This is a genomic window from Bradyrhizobium sp. UFLA06-24, assembly GCF_054967145.1.
The window spans coordinates 60,810-81,089 of record NZ_JADFUE010000006.1; the positions used below are offsets into that span (position 1 = coordinate 60,810).

A 20,280-nucleotide genomic window follows, 5' to 3' on the forward strand; every position below is an offset into this window, starting at 1 on the left:
CTAGCGGATGATGGCGATGCGCGACTGGAGGCGGCGGACGCCGTAGGACGCGATACAGGAAATGGTGAAATAGACGACTGCGGCAAACAGATACATCTCGACCAGACGGCCGTCGCGCTGCGCGACCTTGCTGGCGGCGCCGAGGAAGTCCGTGATCGACAGCACGTAGACGAGCGAGGTGTCCTGGAACAACACGATGGTCTGCGTGATCAGCACCGGCAACATGTTGCGGAAGGCCTGCGGCAGCACGACATAGCGCATGGTCTGCGCGTAGGTCAGGCCGAGCGCGCTGGCGGCGGCCGGCTGCCCGCGCGAGATCGACTGGATGCCGGCGCGCATGATCTCGGAAAAATAGGCGGCCTCGAACATGATGAAGGTGATGAGCGAGGACGCGAACGCGCCGACGCTGATCGGCCGCGCGGCGCCGGTCAACCATTGCCCGATATAGGGTACCAGGAAGTAGAACCAGAAGATCACCAGCACCAGCGGCAGCGAGCGCATGAAGTCGACATAGAGGCCGGCGATTTGCCCGAGCACCTTGAAGCCGGACAGCCGCATCAGGGCGATCGCCGTGCCGAAGACCAGGCCGCCGAGGGCGGACAGCGCCGTCAGCATCACCGTGAAGCTCATGCCCTCGTAGAACAGATAGGGCAGTGCACGGATGATGACGTCGAAATCGAAATTGCTGAACATGGCGCTATTTCCCCGTGATGTAGCCGGGGATCGCGACGTAGCGCTCGAGGAAGCGCATCGCGGTCACGACGACGGCGTTGACAAGGAGATAGAGCAGTGTCGCGGCGGTGAAGGCCTCGAACACCTGGAACGAGAATTCCTGCATCGAGCGCGCCTCTCCGGTCAGCTCGAGCAGGCCGATGGTGATGGCGACCGCCGTGTTCTTGATGGTGTTGAGGAACTCGGAGGTCAGTGGCGGCAGGATGATGCGGAACGCCATCGGCAGCAGCACGTAGCGATAGCCCTGCACCGTCGTCAGCCCGAGCGCCGTCGCCGCCATTCTCTGCCCCCTCGGCAGCGAGGTAATTCCCGCCTGCAATTGCACGGCAACGCGGGCCGACATGAACAGGCCGATGCCGATCGCAGCCGTCCAGAACGGCGCATTCGGCAATTGCTTCAGCCACAGGCCAGCCGATTTCGGCAGCAGTTCCGGCAGCACGAAGAACCACAGGAAGAGCTGCACCAGGAGCGGCATGTTGCGGAAGAATTCGACATAGGCGAAGCCGAACCAGTTGGCGCCCTTCGACGGCAATGTGCGCATCACGCCGACGACCGATCCGGTGATCAGAGCGATGATCCAGGCCAGCACTCCGGTTTCGAGGGTCAGCGCCAGTCCCGACAGCAACAGGTCGAGATAGGTGCCGGTCCCCATCGGGTTCGGCTGGAAGAAGATTCCCCAGTTCCAATGGTAGTTCACGTGTCCCCCGCGCGAACGCGCCAGTCAGAGATGTCCCGCCGCCTATGCAAATGTCCGGCCACTCTGGTGTCAAGAGTGGCCGGACATGATCCCGATCGAAAGATCGAGGATATATCTTACTTGTAGTCGTCCGGGTTCGGCGAGTCCGAAGGCTTGGCGAACTCGTGCTTCAGCTCTTCGGAAATCGGCGTGTTGAGGTTCAGGCCCTTCGGCGGGATCTTCTGCATGAACCACTTGTCGTAGATCTTCTGGCCTTCACCGGAGGTGTAGAGCGCGGCGGTTGCGGCGTCGACCACCTTCTTGAAGGCGGCGTCGTCCTTACGCAGCATGATGCCGTAGGGCTCCGGCTTGGAGAACGCGTCCTTGGAGATGACGTAATCGGACGGATTCTTTGAGCCGGCGACGAGGCTGGCGAGCAGGATGTCGTCCATCACGAAGGCGACGGCGCGATCGGTCTCGACCATCAGGAAGGCTTCGGCGTGGTCCTTGGCCGGGATGATGTTGGCGCCGAGCTTCTTCTCGACGTTGGCTTCGGTCAGCTGCTTGATGTTGGTGGTGCCGGCGGTGGAGACCACCGTCTTGCCCTTGAGATCATCGATCGACTTCAGCCCGCTCGACTTCTTGAAGACGTAGCGGCTGGCGGTCAGGAAGTGGGTGTTGGTGAACCACACCTGCTTCTGGCGCTCGGCATTGTTCGTGGTCGATCCGCATTCGAGGTCGATGGTGCCGTTAGCCATCAGCGGGATACGCGTCGCCGAGGTGACGGGATTGAGCTTCACTTCGAGCTTGTCGAGCTTGAGCTCCTTCTTCACGGCGTCGACGATCTTGTAGCAGATGTCCATCGCGAACCCGACGGGCTTCTGGTTGTCGTCGAGATAGGAGAACGGGATCGAGGAGTCGCGGAAGCCCAAGGTGATGGCGCCGGTGTCCTTGATGTTCTTCAGCGTGCCGGTCAGCTCCTCGGCCCCAGCCTGACTGACAGCGAAGGTCGCGGCGAGCGCGAGCCCGATGCTACGGAAATGTTTCACTTTTTCTCCCCTTTCAGGATGATGCGGCCGGATGCAAGCACAAATCGGCCCGGATTAGAATGTGACTTTCGGCGGGATCGCAGCTCAGGTTAATGCGCCGAGGTCAGTGGCTTCGGCAATTCCCCGAGATCCCAGAACAGCCCCGCCATGACCGTCAAGGCCTCTTCGGTCAAGGGCAGCAGAATGTGCTCATTGGGCGCATGCTGGGAGCAGCCGGGATAGGAGTGCGGGACCCAGATCGTCGGCAGGCCGAGAATCTCGGAAAACACGTCATTCGGCAGCGAGCCGCCGAAATTCGGCAGCACGGCCGGCGCCTTGCCGGTGGTCGCCCGCACTGAATCGGCCGCCCATTTGATCCAGGGGCTGTCGAAATCGGTACGCGAGGCGGCAAAGCTCTGGGCTGCCCGCACCTCGACCATCGGAAAGCCCTTCGCAACCAGATGGGCCCTGACAGCATCGATCAGGCCATCCACCTTGGTGCCAACCACGAAGCGCAGTTGCAGCACGGCGCTGGCGTGGCCGGGAATGGCATTGGCGGGCTTTTCGATATTGCCCGACGAGATCGCCAGGACTTCCAGCGTATTCCAGGCATAGAGCCGCTCGGCCGGCGACAGCCCGTCCTCGCCCCAGTTCTCCGCGAGCGCGGGCTCGTCCGCGGTCGGGACCACCTCCACGTCGGCGAGATAGCTGCGGATCTGGTTGGTGAGCCGCGGCGGCTTCAGCGCCTCGAGCTGAAGCCGGCCGCGTCCATCGACCAGCGTCGAGATTGCGTTGACCAGGATGGTCGCGGGGTTGGCGAGCACGCCGCCCCAATTGCCGGAATGATGGCCTCCGTCGCGCAAGTTCACATCGAGATGAATGCGGATGCCGCCGCGGCAGCCCAGGAACAGGGTCGGCCGATCCGCCGACAGCCGCGGCCCGTCGGAGGCCATGAACAGATCGGCCTTGAGCGCGTCACGGTTGAGGTCGCAGACCTTGCCGAGATCGGGCGAGCCGATCTCCTCGCCCATCTCGACGATGAATTTTGCATTGAAGCCGAGCTTGCCGCCGCGGGCTTCGCGCACGGCCCGAAGCGCGGCCATGTTGATGCTGTGCTGGCCCTTGTTGTCGGCAGTGCCGCGACCGTAGAGGCGAATACCCGCCGTCGTGGTGCGCCAGGGATCGCGGCCATCGCGCCACTCTCCCTCCATGCCGTCGACGACGTCGCCATGGCCGTAGATCAAGACGGTCGGAGCCGAATGGCTCTCGTGATGTTCGGCGAACAGGAACGGTGCCTTGCCGCTGGGGGATTCGACCAGCCGGCTCGTGAAGTCGAGCGCAGCAAAGGAGGGGATCATCTCCTGTTCCAGATAGGCCCGCAGCTCGTGGCCGCGGGACGGATTCTGGCTCTCGGTCTTGTAGGCGACGCGGCGGTCGAGCTCGGCAAGGAAGGCGCCGGATTTGAAATCGTCACGGGCGCGGGCGATGGCGTCGGCTCTGGTCATTGCTTTCGTTTTCAAGGTTTCAAGGCCGCGGAGCGTAGCTGGCTACGCCGATCCTCGAAAGTGGCTGGGCTTGGATCGTTCTTGGGATTTCGTAATTGCTCTCTTGAGATTGGCTTGCCAAGGGCCGGAGATCGCCGATTTTGACCTTGCCAAGCGCCAGCCTTTCTCCTTTGGCCCTTGCTAAGGGCCAGTTATATGCAAGAACGTCGCCAAGTTGGGGCGCACGTCTATCATTCGAAGAGCGCTCAGTACAGGGCGCCAGGGGACCAGCATGGCCAAACAGATCAGGCTCAACGCCTTTGCGATGAATTGCGTCGCACACCAGTCACCGGGCTTGTGGACCCATCCGCGCGACCGCACCGCCGAATATAACCGCCTGCCATACTGGATCGATCTCGCCAAAACGCTCGAGCGCGGCCGTTTCGACGGGCTGTTCCTGGCCGACGTGCTCGGCGTTTACGACGTCTATGGCAACAGCCCTGACGCAGCCTTGCGCAATGCAGCACAGACGCCGTCCAACGAGCCGCTGCTGCTGCTCTCGGCGATGGCCGCCGTAACGCAAAATCTCGGCTTCGGCGTCACCAGCAATCTCTCCTTCGAGCCGCCCTACCCGTTCGCGCGGCGGATGTCGACGCTCGACCATCTCACCGAGGGACGGATCGGCTGGAACGTCGTCACCGGTTATCTCGACAGCGCCGCGCGCGGCGCCGGCAAGGACAAGCAGACCGGACACGACGACCGCTACGACATCGCCGACGAATATATGGAGGTGGTCTACAAGCTCTGGGAAGGCAGCTGGGAGGACGACGCCGTGCTGCGGGATCGCAAACGCGGCATATTCACCGATCCGAGCAAGGTCCATCGCATCAATCATGAGAGCGCGAATTACCGCATCAACAACACCATTCATCTCAGCGAGCCGTCGCCGCAACGGACGCCCGTGCTGTACCAGGCCGGCACCTCGCCGCGCGGCCGGCAGTTCGCGGCAAAGCACGCCGAATGCGTGTTCATGTCTGGCCCCTCGGCCAAGATCATCGCGCCACGCGTCGCCGCGATCCGCCAGGAAGCCGCAGCGCTCGGCCGCGACCCGGCCGAGATCCTGATGTTCAACATGATGACGATCATCCTCGGCAATACCGAGGCGGAAGCGGCGGCGAAACATGCCGACTACCGCTCACACATCAATCCGGAAGGCGCGCTGGCGCTGATGTCGGGATGGACCGGTATCGATTTCTCCGGCTACGAGCTGGACCAGCAGGTCCGCCATGTCCAGAACGATGCCGGCCGCAGCGCACTCGACAACGTCACCCGCGGCGACCCCGACCGCGTCTGGACCGTGCGCGACGTCATCGAACATGTCGGCATCGGCGGCGCCGGCCCGGTGGTGGTCGGCACGCCCGAAAGCGTCGCGGACAAGATCGAGGATTGGTTCGAGAAGACCGACGTTGACGGCCTCAACGTGGCGTTTGCGATCTCGCCCGGGGATTTCGAGGATATTGCGGACATGCTGGTGCCGGAGCTGACCAAGCGCGGACGGTACAAGAGCGAATATGCGAAGGGCACGCTGCGGGAGAAACTGTTCGGCGAAGGGCGTGCGCGGCTGGATGCGCCGCATCCGGCGGCGGGGTATCGGGTGGGGAAGACGGGGTAGCTCCGGCCTCTTCGTCATTGCGAGCGCAGCGAAGCGATCCAGAATCCCTCGGTGGAAGCAGTCTGGATTGCTTCGTCGTTACGCTCCTCGCAATGACGGTGGTGAGAGAGCGGGCGCCCCCTACACCTTCCCGTCCACCATCACCTCGATCAGTTTCGTCCCCGGCCGATTGAACGCCGACGTCAGCGTCGCCTTCAGCTCGCGCGGATCGCTGAGCTTGATCGCCTCGCAGCCCAGCGCCTTAGCAACGCCGGCAAAATCCACGGGCGGATCGACGAAATCCATGCCGACGTAATTGTCGTCGCCATGGAATGCGAGCAGGCGCTGCTTGATGATGCGGTAGCCGCCGTTGTTGGCGATGACGACGTTGAGCGGCAGCTTGTGATGCGCGGCGGTCCACAGCGACTGGATCGAATACATCGCGCTGCCATCGCCCGAGAAGCACACGACGGGGCGATCCGGATTGGCGATGCTGGCGCCGACCGAGGCGGGCAGGCCCCAGCCGATGCCGCCGGAGGCAAGGCCGTGATAGCCATAGCGGTCGCGATGCGGACGCAGCGCGGTGATCTGGCGGCTCGAGGTGAGACCCTCGTCGACCAGGATGGCGTTGTCGGGCATGGCCTCGACCATTTGCAGAACGAGATAATCCGGATCGATCGGCGTGCAGTCCGCACTCTTGCCGATCTGCTCGACCAAAGCGGCGCGCCGGGCGGTCCAGTTCCTCGGCGCCAGATCGGCAAGAAGCTGCCTCGCGCGCTCCGCGAGGGCTGCGCCGCCCATCTCCTTCACGATCGGAATCAGCGCGCGCAGCGTTTCCTTCACATCTGCTTTCAGGGCGATCTCGGCGCCATAATTCTTGGCGATCTCCCAGTCGACGAGGCCGATCTGCAGAATGCCGAGTCCGTCCGGCAGCGCGTCGACCTCGCTATGGACCGACATCCGCAGGGGATCGCCACCGAGCGCGACCAGGAGATCATAGGGCGCGAGCGTATCGCGCGCGACCTTCTGCACGCGCGCGAGCGTGCCGACGAAGCTCGGGCTCTGCGAGAGGAAGTGCGCGCCATAGGGCGTCGAGGACTGATATGCGGCAGCGCCAAGCAGCTCGGCGAGTTCGGCCGCCTCCTTCAGCGCATCGCTCTTCACCACCTCGTCCATGGTGACGATCACGGGGCGTTCGGCCTTGAGCAGGCGCGCGGAGAACGCCCTGAGCGCACCATCCGATGGCCTTGCGCGCGCGTCGATGCGGGTGGAGCGGCCGAGATCAATGCCGGCTTCGCTGTTGAGGATATCGCCCGGTAACGAGATGAACACGGGCCCGGTCGGCGGCGTGGTCGCGACCTTGGCGGCACGGCGAACGATGCGCGGCAAATCCTCCAGCCGCGTCACCTCGACCGCCCATTTCACCAGCGGCTCGGCCATCCGCACCAACGGGCCATAGAGCACCGGCTCCATCAACCCGTGGCCCTGCTCCTGCTGGCCGGCGGTCAATATCATCGGCGTGCCCGTGAACTGGGCGTTATAGAGCGAGCCCATCGCATTGCCGAGGCCGGGCGCGACATGGACGTTGCAGGCGACGAGCTTTCCCGAGGCGCGGCTGTAGCCGTCGGCGATCGCCACCACCAGGCTCTCCTGCATCGCCATCACGTAGGTCAGATCAGGGTGATCCTTCAGCGCATGCATGATCGGCAGCTCGGTGGTGCCGGGATTGCCGAACAGATGCGTGATGCCCTCGTCCTTGAGCAGCGCGAGAAAGGCGGAGCGGCCGGTGATCTTGTTCTTCATGTTTCCTCCGGAAGCGGACGTTGCCGCAAGCACGGAGGCATGATGGCCGAAGTTTTGGGAGGCGCGCAAGGAAGCGCGGTCATGGCTGCGTTGCGTGGACGAGACGCGCTACATCTCCTCCCGCCTCAGTTCGAGCGGATCTTCGCCACCCGCTCGTTTCTTCTTTTTCGAGCGCTGCCAGACCACACCGGGAAAGCCTTTTAGCGGCACCAGCGGCTCGCCGGTATAGGTCCATTCCTGCAGCTCCTCGATCGCGATGTGATAGAGCGGCTGGCGGCCGGTGCGTTCCTTGAACAACGCACGCGGGATGTTGACCATGTGCGGGCCGCGCGGACGCTCATAGGTGATCGGCGTGCCGCAATGCGAGCAGAAGCTGCGCGCGGTCTTGGTCGCCTTGTCCTCGTAGCGTGACAGCGCGGTCTTGCCCGATGTGATGCGGAAGCGCTTCTTCCAGCTGCCGACATAGGTCGCGTAAGCCGCGCCGTGGGCGCGGCGGCTCGACGCGGAGTGATCGTGCCAGGCCCAGCGCGCGGGGACGTCGATCTCGAAGCTGACCTTGCCGCAGAGGCATTGACCGGTGGCGATCCCTACGGCGGCTGCGGCTTTGGCCATGAAGTTCTCTCCGTCGTCATTGCGAGCGCAGCGAAGCAATCCAGACTGCCTCCGCGGAAATATCCTGGATTGCCTCGCTGCGCTCGCAATGACGGAAATTGTGGTGACGATCGCGCCACAAAGCAAGCTCGTCATTCCGGGGCGCGACGTGGTCGCGAACCCCGAATGACGGGAGAGACTTACGCCGGCGCCAGCTCGTCATAGACAGGGTAATCCGTATACCCCTTCTCCTCGCCGCCGTAGAAGGTCGCGCGGTTGTACGGCGTGATCGGATAGCCGTGCTCGAGGCGCCGCGGCAGATCGGGATTGGAGATGAAGATGCGGCCGAAGGCGACGATGTCGGCGTGTCTATCGGCGATCGCCGCATTCGCGGTCTCGCCGGTGAAGCCGCCCGCGGTCATCAGCACACCGCTGTAGTGCGGGCGGAACAGCACCATGGCCGAGGGCACGTTCTCCCAGTGGACATCGGCCCGGCCGGCGCCGCTGGAGCGCGGCTCGATCAAGTGCAGATAGGCCAGACCAAGCTTGTCGAGCGCCTTCACCACGTGAGTGTAGAGCGGCATCGGATCGGGCTCGACCGAATCATTGGCGATGCCGTGCGGCGACAGCCGCACGCCGACGCGGTTCGCGCCCCAGACGTCGATCGCGGCCTGCGTCACTTCGAGCAGCAGGCGCGCCCGGTTCTCGATCGAGCCGCCATATTGATCGGTGCGCTGGTTGCTGCGCGACTGCAGGAACTGTTCGAGCAGATAGCCATTGGCGCCGTGGATCTCGACACCGTCGAAACCTGCGGCGAGCGCGTTCTTCGCGGCCTGCCTGAAGGCCTCGACGATGCCCTTGACCTCCTCGGTCTCCAGCGCGCGCGGCGTCTCGTAATCGGCGAGCTTTCCGTCCGCGGTCATCGCCTTCATGCCGTCGGCCCTGATCGGGATCGCCGACGCCGAGACCGGCAGCGCCCCGCCGTGGAAGGAGGAATGCGAGACACGACCGACATGCCACAGCTGGAGGAAGATGATGCCGCCCTTGGCGTGCACGGCATCGACCACCTTGCGCCAGCCGGAAATCTGCGCCTCCGAATAGATGCCGGGCGTTGCCGGGTTGCCACGGCCTTGCGCAAGCACCGGCGAAGCCTCCGCGATGATCAGGCCGCCTTTGGTCGCGCGCTGGCCGTAATATTCGGCGTTGAGCGGGCGCGGAGCAAAACTGTCGCGCTCGGCGCGCATGCGCGTCAGCGGCGCCATCGCAACGCGGTGCGCGAGCTTGTACGGACCGAGTTGCAACGGTCTAAACAACGCCGGAAATTTCATGTGGGCCCCGAATGACGATGGAAGGATGGGAAGCATATAGCGAGGGGCCGCACCTGGAAAAGGTGCCGCCCCTGCAAAAGCAGATAATCTCTCCCGTGGAATGCGGCGAGAGAACAGGCCTTACGCCGTCTTGATCCAGACGGCCTTCACGTTGAGATATTCCTCGACGTGCTGCTTGCCGGACTCGCGGCCATAGCCGCTCATCTTGTAGCCGCCGAACGGCACGGCCGGGTCCATGGCCTGGTAGCAATTGACCCACACCGAACCGGCACGCAGGCGCTTTGCAACCGCATGGGCCTTGGTAACGTCACGCGTCCACAGGCCCGAGCCGAGGCCGAAGGTGGTGTTGTTGGCACGCTTGACGAGTTCGTCCATGTCCTTGAACGCAATGGCGGAGATGACCGGGCCGAAAATCTCCTCCTGCGCGATGCGCATGTTGTCCTGCACGCCCGCGAACACTGTCGGCGAGACGAAGAAGCCCTTCGAAAGCGGGCCTTCGGTGACGCGGCCGCCGCCGGCCAGCGCACGCGCCCCCTCCTTCTGGCCGATGTCGAGATAGCCGGTGACGCGCTCGAGCTGCTGCTCGGACACCAGAGGGCCGATCTGCACGTTGGGATCGAGGCCGTTGCCGACCTGCAGCTTCTTGCCGAACTCGGCGACGCGGCCGACGAACTCCTCATAGATCGCCTGCTCGACGAACAGCCGGGTGCCCGCGCTGCAGATCTGACCCGAATTGGCGAACACCGCCATCGCCGCGCCCGGCACGGCCGCATCGAGATCGGCGTCCGCGAACACGATGTCCGGCGACTTGCCGCCGAGCTCGAGCGAGACACGCTTGAGGTTGCCGGCGGAAGCGCGGATGATCGACTGGCCCGTGACATGTGAGCCGGTGAAGGCGACCTTGTCGACGTCATGATGCGACGCCAGCGCGGCGCCGGCGGTTTCGCCATAGCCGGGCACGACATTGACGACGCCCGGCGGAATGCCGGCTTCCAGCGCAAGCTCGGCGATGCGCAACGAAGTCAGCGGCGCCTCTTCGGCGGGCTTGAGCACCACGGTGCAACCGGTCGCGATGGCGGGGCCGATCTTCCAAATCGTCGCAGTCAGTGGACCGTTCCAGGGGATGATGGCGCCGACCACGCCGATCGGCTCTTTCAGAGTATAGGAGAAGATCTCGCCGGGCAGCGAGTTCTCGATGGTCTCGCCGTGGATCGCGGTGGCCTGGCCGGCGTAATAGCGCAGCATGCCGACGGCGCGCAGGCGATAGGCCCGGGTGCGGCTGAGCGGCGCCCCCATGTCGAGTGTGTCGAGCTGGGACAATTCGTCGAAATTCTTTTCGACGAGATCGGCGAGCTTCAGGAGCAGGTTCTGCCGCTCGAACGGCTTGACCGTGCTCCAGGGTCCTTCGAAGGCACGGCGGGCAGCGGCGACCGCACGGTCGATGTCTTCCTTGTCTCCTTCGGCGACGGTTGCAAGCAGCTCGCCGGTGGCGGGGTTATGAGTCTCGAAGCGCTTGCCGGAAGCGGCATCCACCCACTTGCCGTCGATCAGCATCTGCTTGTAGGACCCGTTGGCGAACGGATGGCGCGTGATCGGAATAGCCTGCGACACAGCCATGGCTGCACTCCCTGTCAATTCATTGATTGGGCTCGACCTCGGCGGGATCGTTAGGTCGAGCAGGATACAGCGGGGCCGAAAAGGCGTAAAGTCGGCGTGGAACGAAGCCCTGCCATGCCGACTTGTGCGGGGTCGTGCGAGCGCCATGTGATAGCTCGAGCAAGAGCAAGTTCCGGAGAACAGCCATGCCGCATCCTGTCATCGCCAAAGGCAATGTCGCCGTGATCACCGGCGGCGCATCCGGCATCGGTCTCGCCGCGGCCACGGCGTTCGCGCGCGCCGGAATGAAGGTGTGTATCGTCGATGTCGACGAGAACAGGCTGGCGGAAGCTGCAACAAAACTGTCATCGATCGCGGGCTCGGCGAATGTGATGACATCCGCAGCCGACGTCAGCCGGATCGACAGCGTGATGGAACTGGAACGCGCCGTCGGCGCGCGATTCGGCGGTACCGACCTGCTGATGAACAATGCCGGCATCCAGCCGGGCAGCTCGTTGTTCGGCGAGCCGGACAATTGGCAGCGCATCATCGACGTCAATATGTGGGGCATCATCAACGGCGCGCGCATCTTCACGCCCAACATGATCGCACGCGGCACGCGCGGCCTGATCATCAACACCGGCTCGAAGCAGGGCATTACCACCCCGCCCGGCGATCCCGCCTACAACGTCTCCAAGGCCGGCGTGAAGGCGTTTACGGAAGCGCTCCAGCACGAGCTGCGCAACACGAAAGACTGCCGCATCACCGCACATCTGCTGATCCCGGGCTTCGTGTTCACGGGCCTCACCGCCAAGGGCCGCACCGAGAAGCCTGATGGCGCCTGGACGCCGGAGCAGACTGTCGATTTCATGCTGGCGCGGCTCGAGACCGGCGATTTCTACATCCTTTGCCCTGACAACGACGTGCCGCGCGCGCTCGACGAGAAGCGCATGCTCTGGGCCGCCGGCGATATCGTCGAGAACCGCCCGCCGCTGTCGCGCTGGCATCCGGACTACGCGGATGCGTTCAAGAGGTTTGTGGAGGGGAGTTAAGCGAACGCCTACAGCGTCTCTTGCTTGTGCCCGCAATTCTTGCAGGCGAACTTGACGCGGCTCTGGCCTTTTTCCGCCTGAACCCGGTTTGGCGCGCCGCACTTGCCGCACACCGCTTCGATGCGGGTAGTGCCCTGCTTGACGACGATGGTCTTCTTTTCCAAGGATTCGCGGATCAGGCGCTCGGCCTCTTCACGCAGGGATTGTTTCGACAAAGCTCGTCTCCGCCTCTGGAAAGCGCGAGAGCCATATCTCACTTGCGTTGGAATCTCAATCGGCAATGCCGGCTTAGAGTTCGACAATCACATAGGAGTCTTCGACATGCACCGGAAACGTCTCGGCAACATACGGGCCCTTCTGGAGCTCGTCGCCGCGTTCGACCGCCACCGGATATGACCTGACCTTGACGCGTTTCGGATTGAACCAGGACTGGCCGTTGCGCATGTCGAACTCCCAGCCGTGCCAGGGACAGCGCAGCATCTCGCCGACGCGCGAACGCTCATAGACACCCGGCTCCGGCGAGGTCAGCCGCGCCACGCAGGCTGCCTTCTCCAGCGGCGCGCCCTCATGCGGGCAGCGGTTCAGCAGCGCAAAGAACTCGCCATTGACGTGGAACACGACGATGTCGCGGCCGGCGATATCGACGACCTTGTTGCCACCGGGCGGGATCTCTGACGTGGACGCGACGATATGACGGGCCATGGCACTTAGAACTTGTAGACCGCGCGGGCATTGGTGCTGAAGATCTTCTTCCGCTCGACTTCCGTCAGCGGCGTCTTGAAGGCGAAGCGCGGATCGTCAAAGTCCCAGTGCGGATAGTCCGACGAGAACAGCAGACGGTCGATGCCGACCCATTCGATCAGCGCACGCAGATGCCGCGCCTCGTCCGGCTCGTCGATCGGCTGGGTCGTGAACCAGAAATTCTCACGGACATATTCCGACGGCTTGCGCTTGAGGTGCGGCACCTCGCTGCGGAAGCGCTCGAAATGCTGATCCATCCGCCACACCGCCGACGGGATCCAGCCGAAGCCGCCCTCGATGAAGACGATCTTCAGCTTCGGAAACCGTTCGGGCACGCCCTCGATGACGAGGCTGGCAAGCTGTGCCGCGATGGTGTGGGCATTCGACTGGTGCTCCTCGACATAATAAGACGGCCAGCCGCCGCCGGTCGGCGGATGCCCGCCATAGCCGCCGACATGAATGCCGAGCGGCAGATCCAGCGCCTGCGCGCGCTCGTAGATCGGCCAGTAGCGGCGGCGGCCGAGCGGCTCGTTGGCGCGCGGCGAGACGTTGATCTGGATGTATTCGCCGATCTTTGCGCAGCGCTCGATCTCGGCGATGGCCAGATCCGTGCCGTCCTGCCCGACCAGGATCGAGGCCTTCAGGCGCGGATCCCGGTGCGACCAGAACGCCAGCTGCCAGTCGTTGATGGCGCGCTGGATCGCGGCGCCGAATTCGAGGTTCTGCTGCGAGAAGATGAACAAATCGAGCACCTGCAGGATTCCGAACTCGACGTCGAGCGGATCGAGATGCTGCTTCTGCATGAAGGTGAGATCCGAGCCCGGCGGCCCGCCCGTCGGCGGCCAGGCATCGCGCCGCGCGATCAGCGGCGAAGAGCGCGGATAAGGCGTCGTGAACAGATAGGGCGTGCGCAGATGGCTGCCATATTCCTTCAGGTGCTGTTGCCAGCGTTTCGGCAGGAACTCGTTGAGATCGTCCGTCGATCTCAGGCTCGGATGCACGTCGCAATCGACGATACGCAGCCGTGATGCGGCGGGCTTCTCGTCGTCGCGCAGCGGACGGTCGATGACTTCACTCATGCGAACCTCCTGAATTAGTTGACCAGCGACAATCGCGGAAACGTCTCCAGCGGATTGTCGACGCACATTTTTTCGATGATGCTCTTCGGCAGATGCGGCGGGATGGGATCATCGCCGTCGAACTGCCAGTGCGGATAGTCGGATGCGAACAGGAACATCTTGTCCGAGCCGATCTGGTCGATGACCTCCGCGACGCTTGTCGCGTCCGCAGGTGCATCGAACGGCTGCATGGTCACGCGGAAATTGTCACGGATGATCGATGCCGGCTCACGCTCGACCCAGGGCACCTCGACGCGGACGCCGCGCCAGGTCTTGTTGGCGCGCCACATGAAGGCTGGCAGCCAGCTCACGCCCGACTCCATCAGCACGACCTTGAGGTCCGGAAATTTGCCGAACACGCCTTCGTAGATCAGGCTCAGGATCTGCGCCTGAAACGCCTGCGCTTCGACGAAATAGTATTCGTAGCGATGCGACGGCCAGCCGGCCGAGCTCGGCGCCTGGCGATATTGCGAGCCGGCATGGATCGCCAGCGGCAGCTTGTACTTCTCCGCGACCTGATAGACCGGCCAGAAATGCCGGCGGCCGAGCAGCGTCTCGCCTTGTGCCAGCACCAGAATGGAGACAAACCTGCTGTCGCCGGCACGACGCTCGATCTCCTCGATCGCCAGATCCGGCGCCTGCATCGGCACGACGATCGACGCGCGCAGACGCGGATCACGCGACAGCCATTCGGCGGCGATCCAGTCGTTGATGGCCTTGCAGAAGTCGGCCGCCATGTACGGATCGAACACGGCCTGCGCGCCGTAGAGCACGTTGAGGATGGCGTGGCTGGCACCGAGTTGGTCGAACGCCCCCCTCTGCACCATGGCAAGGTCCGAGCCCGGCCTGGCGCCATTGGCTGGCCGCCAGTCGGCGCGGCCGGTGAGCGGCATGCTTGGCGGATAGGAGGTGAGATCGAGACCGTCGATGGCGCGGCTCACCACCTGCTCTTTCCAGTGATCACTGAGATAGGGCAGCAGCGTCGTGCGCGTGCCGCCAACGGCCGGGTGGATGTCGCAGTCGATCCGCGTCACCGCCATGGATGCTTCCTCGCCAAGTCTTTGTAGCACGTCTTTGTTGGCGACGTTCCTTGCGCCGCGAACCCAGACTGCGCCGGCCCGTGCCGACGCGCAAGGGCGCGGACATGTGTGATCCGTCATGGCTCGGTTGCATTTCGCAGGCGCGATATGAGGTGAGGCCGACATCGCGCGAGGCGCGGCATCGTCCTTCATGATGAGATGCGGCGGGCGGCGCAGCAGCCGAGCGGGGGTTGACTAAAATTTCGCCTGTCGCATCGCGATCGGCCCGCATAGCCTCGCCGCGTTCTGCTCTCTCCCTTTCCCCGGAGTTCCCATGTCCCTCCTCATCCGCGGCGGCACTGTCGTCAATCATGATCATTCGCGCCGTGCGGACGTGCTGATCGAGGGCGGCAGCATCGTCGCGATCGGCGCATCGATCGCAGCGCCCACAGGCGCGGAGATCATCGACGCCGGCGGCGCCTATGTCATTCCGGGCGGCATCGATCCGCACACGCATCTCGAAATGCCGTTCATGGGCACCGTCACTGCCGACGACTTCGAATCGGGCACCAAGGCGGCCCTGACCGGCGGCACTACTATGGTGGTGGATTTCTGCCTGCCCGATCCCGGCCAGTCGATGCTCGCGGCTTATCAGGAGTGGCGCCACAAGTCCGAGAAGGCTGCCGCCGACTACGGGTTCCATATGGCGGTGACGTCGTGGTCGAAGCAGATTTATGACGAGATGGAGACGGTGGTCAAAACCTACGGCATCAACACCTTCAAGCATTTCATGGCCTACAAGGGCGCGCTGATGGTGAACGACGACGAGCTCTACAATTCATTCGCGCGTTGCGCTCACCTCGGTGCCATGCCGGTGGTGCACGCGGAGAACGGCGACGTCGTTGCGCTGATGCAGGAGGCGCTGATCGCGCGCGGCATCACCGGCCCCGAGGGCCACGCCTATTCACGGCCGCCGGAAGTCGAAGGCGAAGTCACCAACCGCGCCATCATGATCGCGGATATGACAGGCACCCCTGTTTATATCGTGCACACCAGCTGCCGCGAGGCACATGAAGCGATTGCGCGCGCACGCGCCGCGGGAAAGCGCGTCTATGGCGAGCCGCTGATCCAGCACCTGCTGCTCGATGCCGGCGAATATCAGAACAAGGACTGGGATCATTCCGCGCAGCGGGTGATGTCACCGCCGTTCCGCGACAAGTCGCATCAGGTCAGCCTGTGGGCCGGCCTGCAAGCCGGCTCGCTGCAAGTGGTTGCGACCGATCACTGCGCCTTCACGACCGAGCAGAAGCGCTTTGGTCGCGGCGACTTCAGGAAAATCCCGAACGGCACCGGAGGCCTCGAAGATCGCCTGGCGCTGCTGTGGACCGCCGGCGTCGCGACGGGGCGGCTGACCAAGGAAGAATTCGTTGCGGTCACCTCGGCGAACATAGCCCGCATCCTCAACATCTATCCACGCAAGGGTGCGGTCGCCGTCGGATCGGATGCCGATCTCGTGGTGTGGGATCCCAAGGTGACGAAGACCATCAGCGCGAAGCGGCAGATGAGCCGGATCGACTACAATGTGTTCGAAGGCTTCGCCTGCACCGGCGGGCCTGCTGCGACAATCTCGCGCGGTCGCATCGTGTGGAAAGATGGCGATCTCCGTGCCGAGGCGGGCGATGGGCATTATGTGGAGCGGCCGGCTTTCTCGCCGGTGCACGTCGCCAACTCGACGTGGAAGGAATTGACTGCGCCACGCGCCGTCAGCCGGAGAGCAGTGACGCCATAAGCGTTCGGCCGCTACGCACCTCGATATGTCTGGAGATGACTTAGGAACGATCGTTCCCAACGGTGGTTGTCGCGCATCGTTTCCCTCAGAACGCGAGCCGCCCCCATGTATCACCATGTCAAGAAGCTGATGTTCACCGTGCGCGTCGACGAACCCGATCCCCGCTTCGGCAATATGCTGCTCGAGCAGTTCGGCGGCGCGAACGGGGAACTCGCAGCCGCCATGCAATATTCGATTCAAGGGCTGAATTGCGAAGATCCCGACCGCAAGGACCTTTTGATGGATATCGGCACCGAAGAGCTCAGCCATCTCGAGGTCGTCGGATGCCTGGCGCGGATGCATCTTGCGCCGTCGCGAAACGACCGTCAGGCTGCCGAAGCCGATCCGCTCATCGCCATTGCCGGCGGCGGAGGTGTCAATTTGTTCAACTCGCAAGGGAACCCCTGGACCGCCGACTATCTCAAGATCACCGGCGAGCTCGACGTCGATCTCCGCAGCAACATCGCCGCCGAGGCGCGTGCGAAGATCGTCTACGAACGGCTGATCAATTTCTGCGACGACGCCGGCAGCAAGGATGCATTGCAATTCCTGATGACGCGGGAAATCACGCATATGAAGGCTTTCTCGCGCGCGCTGGAAAGCCTGTCGAAGCCCGCCTTCAGCATCGGCAGGATCGCGCCGACGCCCGGCCTCGTGAACCAGTACTTCAACGATTCCACCGGCAGCGGCGATCACGGCGAAATCGACACCCGCGGTCCCTGGAACGAGGGAGAAGACTGGGTGTTCACGGAATCGCCTGCACTTCAGTCTTCCGATCCCGGCGCCGCCACGCCGATCGTCGCGGAGAGTTCGCCGCCGGTCGACGAGGCCGGGCTGACCGATCTTCTTCTCCACGAGCTGCGTGACATTCTTCATGCGGAGAAGCAGCTGACCAAGGCGCTGCCGAAGATGGCGCAATCGGCACGGTTCGACCAATTGCGGGAACTGTTCGAGCAGCATCTGGCCGAAACCGAAAACCAGATCGAACGCATCAACGAATGCTTCGAGCTGCTCGGCGAAAATGCACGTGCCAAGCCCTGCAAGGGCATGATGGGCCTGATCGAGGAAGGCCAGGAGGTCATGAGCGAAGGCGAAGAGAAGGAGGACGCCGCCGCCGACCTTGCGCTGATCGGGGCCGCCCAACGCGTCGAACATTACGAGATGGCCGGCTACACCACGGCACGCAACCTCGCGCAGCAGCTCCGGCACAGCGCGGTCGTCGCGCTGCTCTCCAAATCCCTTGCCGAAGAGGAGAACGCCGATCTTCTGCTCAATCAGGTGGCGCGGTCGCTGATGTCGGTGGCGAAGATGCCCGCCGCACTTGAGCAGGCCGAATAGGAAGCGCCCCGGACGCGGACGCAATCAACCCGGCCGTCTCGTGCCACTGCACGGGCCGGCCTTCGTCGATCGCCGGTATGCGAAACGCTAGTTTCGACCGGCGATGCTGACAGCCTGCGAGGCCGCTCGCGCCTGCTCGACCGGAAAGCCCCTGGCCAACCGTGCCGCACTCGCCCGCAGCATGGAGGCATCGGGGGCGCCTGATGTCCTGGAGCGCCGCGATCTCGGCACGCAGCGCATCGATCGTCCGCCCGCGGATGTTGTGCCGGGTGACGTAGAGATGGCGAGCCATGGCGGCTCGATCCGGCTCAAGCCCTCTGACGAGGGCGTAGTCTTCGAGCTCCAATTCCCTGTCGCCTAGATCGCGAACACCCAGGCGGCGACGATGGTGCCGATGGTGACCAGACCGGCAATGGTCCAGCCGGCGGCGTATTCCAGTTCAGGATGACCGGTCGCCCGCATGATCTCTACCGGATCGGCGGAATGCTTCTCTGCCATGACAGCCTCGCACATCACTCTCCGCGTCATAGATAAGTCGCACCAGACGCCATCAGGTTCCATCACGGAAATGCGAGGAATGACACAGCTTGGCTTGTTCAGCGAACCGCAGGCGGGGCCGGCGGGCTTGCGCTATACGGACAATTTCATCGACGCCGCTGTCGAGCAGGAGCTGATCGGCCGCATCGCAGCATTGCCGCTGCAGCGCTTTCAGTTCGGCGCGTTCGAGGGCAACCGCCGGGTGGCGTGGTTCGGCTACCAATACGATTATTCGCAGCAGCGGCTGACCGGGGCCGAGCCGATCCCGGACTGGGTGCGGCCGGTCGCGCGTCGAGCCGAGGCATGGGCGGGCCTCGCCGACGGCAGCGTGCGGCAGGTGCTGTGCACCGAGTACGACGTCGGCGTCGGGATCGGCTGGCACCGCGACAAACCGCACTTCAAGGAGATCCTCGGCCTCTCGCTGGGCTCTCCGTGCAAATTCCGCTTCCGCCGCCGCAATGACGAGACATGGCAGCGCCACACGCTCGTGGCCCTGCCCCGCTCGCTCTACATGATGGAAGGCGAGGCGCGCTCGCAATGGGAGCACAGCATCCCGCCGGTGGAGGCACGGCGCTACTCGGTCACGTTCCGGACGATGAAGCAGCCTGACGGACCAAAAACGCGAAAACAACCCCATGCACAGTAGAACGGCCGCCGCGCCCCACGGCGCGGATTGTGCATTCCAGCCGGAAATGAACGGAAGCAAAGGGCGAAGCGAGCGTGCCGTGAAATCGCCGCAAGATCAACCAACAACACGAACTCGTAAGGCGAGCGCCCCAATAGGGAGCGCACAAGTCCGGCACCGCCATGATCAAGAATTGCCTCGCATTTTTCCTTGTTTTGACCTTAACGGCGGCCTCGGCACATGGCCCGCTGCCGGCGCGTCCGGCCACTCCTTCCGATCTTGTCCTGACGGGTCTCACCGATAGCGACACCACCGCCGGCGGCGTCGCGCGGCTGTGCGAGCAGGTCACCTTCTCGCGGGGCCTGCGCTATGGCGACAGCGAGGCCAATGTGCTCGACGTCGCAACCAGCGATGTCACCAAGGCGGACACGCCGCGACCGGTGCTGCTGTTCGTGACGGGCGACACGTTTACCGGCGACCGCGGCGCGCCGGAACTGTCCCGCGACATCCAGGACGCGGCGATGTGCTTTGCCGCACGCAATGGCATGATCGGGGTGCGCGTGAACTATCGCCTCGCGCCGGCGGCCACCTGGCCGAAAGGCGCGGCCGACGTGGCGGCGGCATTGTCCTGGGTCCACGGCAATATCGACCTGTTCAACGGCGACGCCCGCGAGATCGTCGCGGTCGGCTACGGCGCCGGCGCTTTCCATGTCGCGAGCCTGCTGGCGCATCCCGAGTTGCAGGCCGACCGCGCCGATGCCGCCGCCGTGGTGCTGGTCTCAGGCATCTATCGCGTCGGCAAGGACGCCAGCGACAGCGAGAAGGCCTATTTCGGCACCGACACCAGCCTGTACGACAAGCGGTCGGTGTTTCCCGGCATCCTCAATGTCGAAGAGCCGATCCTGCTGGCCTGGGCCGCCAATGATCCGGCGAAGCTGATCGCGCAAGGCGAGACCCTGCAGAAGACGCTCTGCGGCGCCGGCCACTGCCCGCGCAGCACGATCCTGCGCAGCCACGACGGCATCGCGTCGGCCTTCGGCCTCGACGGCTCCGGCGACAGCCTCGCCGAGCCGACGCTGCTATTGGTGCATCAGCTGGAGGCAAGGGGGCTGCCGTAGCGGGGCCGCGCGGGC

The 20,280-nt window shown here is 64.0% G+C and carries 20 protein-coding genes; 7 read left to right on the plus strand and 13 right to left on the minus strand.

Annotation, left to right across the window (positions count from 1 at the left end; all coding sequences use genetic code 11):
- The 4 genes from IF809_RS07635 to IF809_RS07650 form a co-directional block, all read right to left on the minus strand.
- Positions 1 to 693 carry an amino acid ABC transporter permease gene (locus tag IF809_RS07635; protein ID WP_128968464.1) on the minus strand — a complete coding sequence of 231 codons (693 nt, stop codon included), beginning with the start codon at positions 691 to 693 and terminating at the stop codon, positions 1 to 3.
- Between the two features lie 4 nt (positions 694 to 697).
- Positions 698 to 1,429: an amino acid ABC transporter permease gene (locus IF809_RS07640; protein WP_092288760.1), complete on the minus strand. Its 732-nt coding sequence runs from the start codon at positions 1,427 to 1,429 to the stop codon at positions 698 to 700.
- Between the two features lie 116 nt (positions 1,430 to 1,545).
- A complete protein-coding gene (locus IF809_RS07645) occupies positions 1,546 to 2,457 on the minus strand; it encodes an amino acid ABC transporter substrate-binding protein (protein WP_128968465.1) in 912 nt (303 codons plus the stop codon).
- An 89-nt stretch (positions 2,458 to 2,546) separates the two neighbouring features.
- Entirely contained in the window at positions 2,547 to 3,941 is a 1,395-nt protein-coding gene (locus IF809_RS07650; protein ID WP_462837258.1) for a M20 family metallopeptidase, read from the minus strand.
- A 271-nt stretch (positions 3,942 to 4,212) separates the two neighbouring features.
- Here IF809_RS07650 and IF809_RS07655 point away from each other — a divergent pair, with 271 nt between their 5' ends.
- Positions 4,213 to 5,592 carry an LLM class flavin-dependent oxidoreductase gene (locus tag IF809_RS07655; protein WP_462837259.1) on the plus strand — a complete coding sequence of 460 codons (1,380 nt, stop codon included), beginning with the start codon at positions 4,213 to 4,215 and terminating at the stop codon, positions 5,590 to 5,592.
- A 120-nt stretch (positions 5,593 to 5,712) separates the two neighbouring features.
- Here the strand turns inward: IF809_RS07655 and IF809_RS07660 are convergent, their stop codons facing one another.
- From IF809_RS07660 to IF809_RS07675, 4 genes are all read right to left on the minus strand, one after another.
- Complete coding sequence (locus IF809_RS07660; protein WP_462837260.1) at positions 5,713 to 7,374, minus strand: thiamine pyrophosphate-binding protein; 1,662 nt, start codon at positions 7,372 to 7,374, stop codon at positions 5,713 to 5,715.
- Between the two features lie 108 nt (positions 7,375 to 7,482).
- On the minus strand, positions 7,483 to 7,986 hold the full coding sequence (locus tag IF809_RS07665; RefSeq protein WP_462837261.1) for a GFA family protein: 504 nt from the start codon (positions 7,984 to 7,986) through the stop codon (positions 7,483 to 7,485).
- Between the two features lie 179 nt (positions 7,987 to 8,165).
- The gene (locus IF809_RS07670; protein ID WP_128968470.1) at positions 8,166 to 9,293 is read right to left on the minus strand and encodes an alkene reductase; all 1,128 of its coding nucleotides are present in this window, start codon (positions 9,291 to 9,293) and stop codon (positions 8,166 to 8,168) included.
- A gap of 120 nt (positions 9,294 to 9,413) precedes the next feature.
- A complete protein-coding gene (locus tag IF809_RS07675; RefSeq protein WP_128968471.1) occupies positions 9,414 to 10,910 on the minus strand; it encodes an aldehyde dehydrogenase family protein in 1,497 nt (498 codons plus the stop codon).
- Positions 10,911 to 11,095: 185 nt separating this feature from the next.
- Here IF809_RS07675 and IF809_RS07680 point away from each other — a divergent pair, with 185 nt between their 5' ends.
- Positions 11,096 to 11,941 (plus strand): SDR family NAD(P)-dependent oxidoreductase, encoded by an 846-nt coding sequence (locus IF809_RS07680; protein WP_462837262.1) that lies wholly within the window; start codon positions 11,096 to 11,098, stop codon positions 11,939 to 11,941.
- Positions 11,942 to 11,949: 8 nt separating this feature from the next.
- Here IF809_RS07680 and IF809_RS07685 read toward each other — a convergent pair whose 3' ends face one another.
- The 4 genes from IF809_RS07685 to IF809_RS07700 form a co-directional block, all read right to left on the minus strand.
- On the minus strand, positions 11,950 to 12,156 hold the full coding sequence (locus IF809_RS07685; protein WP_092288769.1) for a hypothetical protein: 207 nt from the start codon (positions 12,154 to 12,156) through the stop codon (positions 11,950 to 11,952).
- Between the two features lie 73 nt (positions 12,157 to 12,229).
- Positions 12,230 to 12,643 (minus strand): Rieske (2Fe-2S) protein, encoded by a 414-nt coding sequence (locus IF809_RS07690; RefSeq protein ID WP_462837263.1) that lies wholly within the window; start codon positions 12,641 to 12,643, stop codon positions 12,230 to 12,232.
- Positions 12,644 to 12,648: 5 nt separating this feature from the next.
- Positions 12,649 to 13,761 (minus strand): amidohydrolase family protein, encoded by a 1,113-nt coding sequence (locus IF809_RS07695; RefSeq protein ID WP_164938897.1) that lies wholly within the window; start codon positions 13,759 to 13,761, stop codon positions 12,649 to 12,651.
- A 14-nt stretch (positions 13,762 to 13,775) separates the two neighbouring features.
- The gene (locus IF809_RS07700; RefSeq protein ID WP_462837264.1) at positions 13,776 to 14,840 is read right to left on the minus strand and encodes an amidohydrolase family protein; all 1,065 of its coding nucleotides are present in this window, start codon (positions 14,838 to 14,840) and stop codon (positions 13,776 to 13,778) included.
- A gap of 313 nt (positions 14,841 to 15,153) precedes the next feature.
- Here IF809_RS07700 and hydA point away from each other — a divergent pair, with 313 nt between their 5' ends.
- The 3 genes from hydA (at position 15,154) to IF809_RS07715 (ending at position 18,346) form a co-directional block, all read left to right on the plus strand.
- Positions 15,154 to 16,608, plus strand: coding sequence for a dihydropyrimidinase (gene hydA, locus IF809_RS07705; protein ID WP_462837265.1), 1,455 nt, complete (start codon positions 15,154 to 15,156; stop codon positions 16,606 to 16,608).
- Positions 16,609 to 16,713: 105 nt separating this feature from the next.
- Positions 16,714 to 17,985 carry a DUF892 family protein gene (locus tag IF809_RS07710; RefSeq protein WP_128968477.1) on the plus strand — a complete coding sequence of 424 codons (1,272 nt, stop codon included), beginning with the start codon at positions 16,714 to 16,716 and terminating at the stop codon, positions 17,983 to 17,985.
- 103 nt (positions 17,986 to 18,088) lie between these two features.
- Complete coding sequence (locus IF809_RS07715; protein ID WP_462837266.1) at positions 18,089 to 18,346, plus strand: hypothetical protein; 258 nt, start codon at positions 18,089 to 18,091, stop codon at positions 18,344 to 18,346.
- Here the strand turns inward: IF809_RS07715 and IF809_RS07720 are convergent.
- The gene (locus IF809_RS07720) at positions 18,343 to 18,483 is read right to left on the minus strand and encodes a hypothetical protein (RefSeq protein ID WP_164938899.1); all 141 of its coding nucleotides are present in this window, start codon (positions 18,481 to 18,483) and stop codon (positions 18,343 to 18,345) included. The genes IF809_RS07715 and IF809_RS07720 overlap by 4 nt on opposite strands.
- Positions 18,484 to 18,562: 79 nt before the next feature.
- Between IF809_RS07720 and IF809_RS07725 the strand changes: the two genes are divergently transcribed.
- Entirely contained in the window at positions 18,563 to 19,168 is a 606-nt protein-coding gene (locus tag IF809_RS07725) for an alpha-ketoglutarate-dependent dioxygenase AlkB (protein ID WP_462837319.1), read from the plus strand.
- A 164-nt stretch (positions 19,169 to 19,332) separates the two neighbouring features.
- A complete protein-coding gene (locus tag IF809_RS07730; RefSeq protein WP_462837320.1) occupies positions 19,333 to 20,265 on the plus strand; it encodes an alpha/beta hydrolase in 933 nt (310 codons plus the stop codon).
- Positions 20,266 to 20,280 lie beyond the last annotated feature (15 nt).

Coding starts and splice junctions, on each gene's coding strand:
- IF809_RS07635 (WP_128968464.1), bottom strand. CDS start 693: ATGTTCAGCAATTTCGATTTCGACGTCATCATCCGTGCACTGCCCTAT.
- IF809_RS07650 (WP_462837258.1), bottom strand. CDS start 3,941: ATGACCAGAGCCGACGCCATCGCCCGCGCCCGTGACGATTTCAAATCC.
- IF809_RS07655 (WP_462837259.1), top strand. CDS start 4,213: ATGGCCAAACAGATCAGGCTCAACGCCTTTGCGATGAATTGCGTCGCA.
- IF809_RS07660 (WP_462837260.1), bottom strand. CDS start 7,374: ATGAAGAACAAGATCACCGGCCGCTCCGCCTTTCTCGCGCTGCTCAAG.
- IF809_RS07665 (WP_462837261.1), bottom strand. CDS start 7,986: ATGGCCAAAGCCGCAGCCGCCGTAGGGATCGCCACCGGTCAATGCCTC.
- IF809_RS07670 (WP_128968470.1), bottom strand. CDS start 9,293: ATGAAATTTCCGGCGTTGTTTAGACCGTTGCAACTCGGTCCGTACAAG.
- IF809_RS07675 (WP_128968471.1), bottom strand. CDS start 10,910: ATGGCTGTGTCGCAGGCTATTCCGATCACGCGCCATCCGTTCGCCAAC.
- IF809_RS07680 (WP_462837262.1), top strand. CDS start 11,096: ATGCCGCATCCTGTCATCGCCAAAGGCAATGTCGCCGTGATCACCGGC.
- IF809_RS07690 (WP_462837263.1), bottom strand. CDS start 12,643: ATGGCCCGTCATATCGTCGCGTCCACGTCAGAGATCCCGCCCGGTGGC.
- IF809_RS07695 (WP_164938897.1), bottom strand. CDS start 13,761: ATGAGTGAAGTCATCGACCGTCCGCTGCGCGACGACGAGAAGCCCGCC.
- IF809_RS07700 (WP_462837264.1), bottom strand. CDS start 14,840: ATGGCGGTGACGCGGATCGACTGCGACATCCACCCGGCCGTTGGCGGC.
- hydA (WP_462837265.1), top strand. CDS start 15,154: ATGTCCCTCCTCATCCGCGGCGGCACTGTCGTCAATCATGATCATTCG.
- IF809_RS07710 (WP_128968477.1), top strand. CDS start 16,714: ATGTATCACCATGTCAAGAAGCTGATGTTCACCGTGCGCGTCGACGAA.
- IF809_RS07715 (WP_462837266.1), top strand. CDS start 18,089: ATGCTGACAGCCTGCGAGGCCGCTCGCGCCTGCTCGACCGGAAAGCCC.
- IF809_RS07720 (WP_164938899.1), bottom strand. CDS start 18,483: ATGGCAGAGAAGCATTCCGCCGATCCGGTAGAGATCATGCGGGCGACC.
- IF809_RS07725 (WP_462837319.1), top strand. CDS start 18,563: ATGACACAGCTTGGCTTGTTCAGCGAACCGCAGGCGGGGCCGGCGGGC.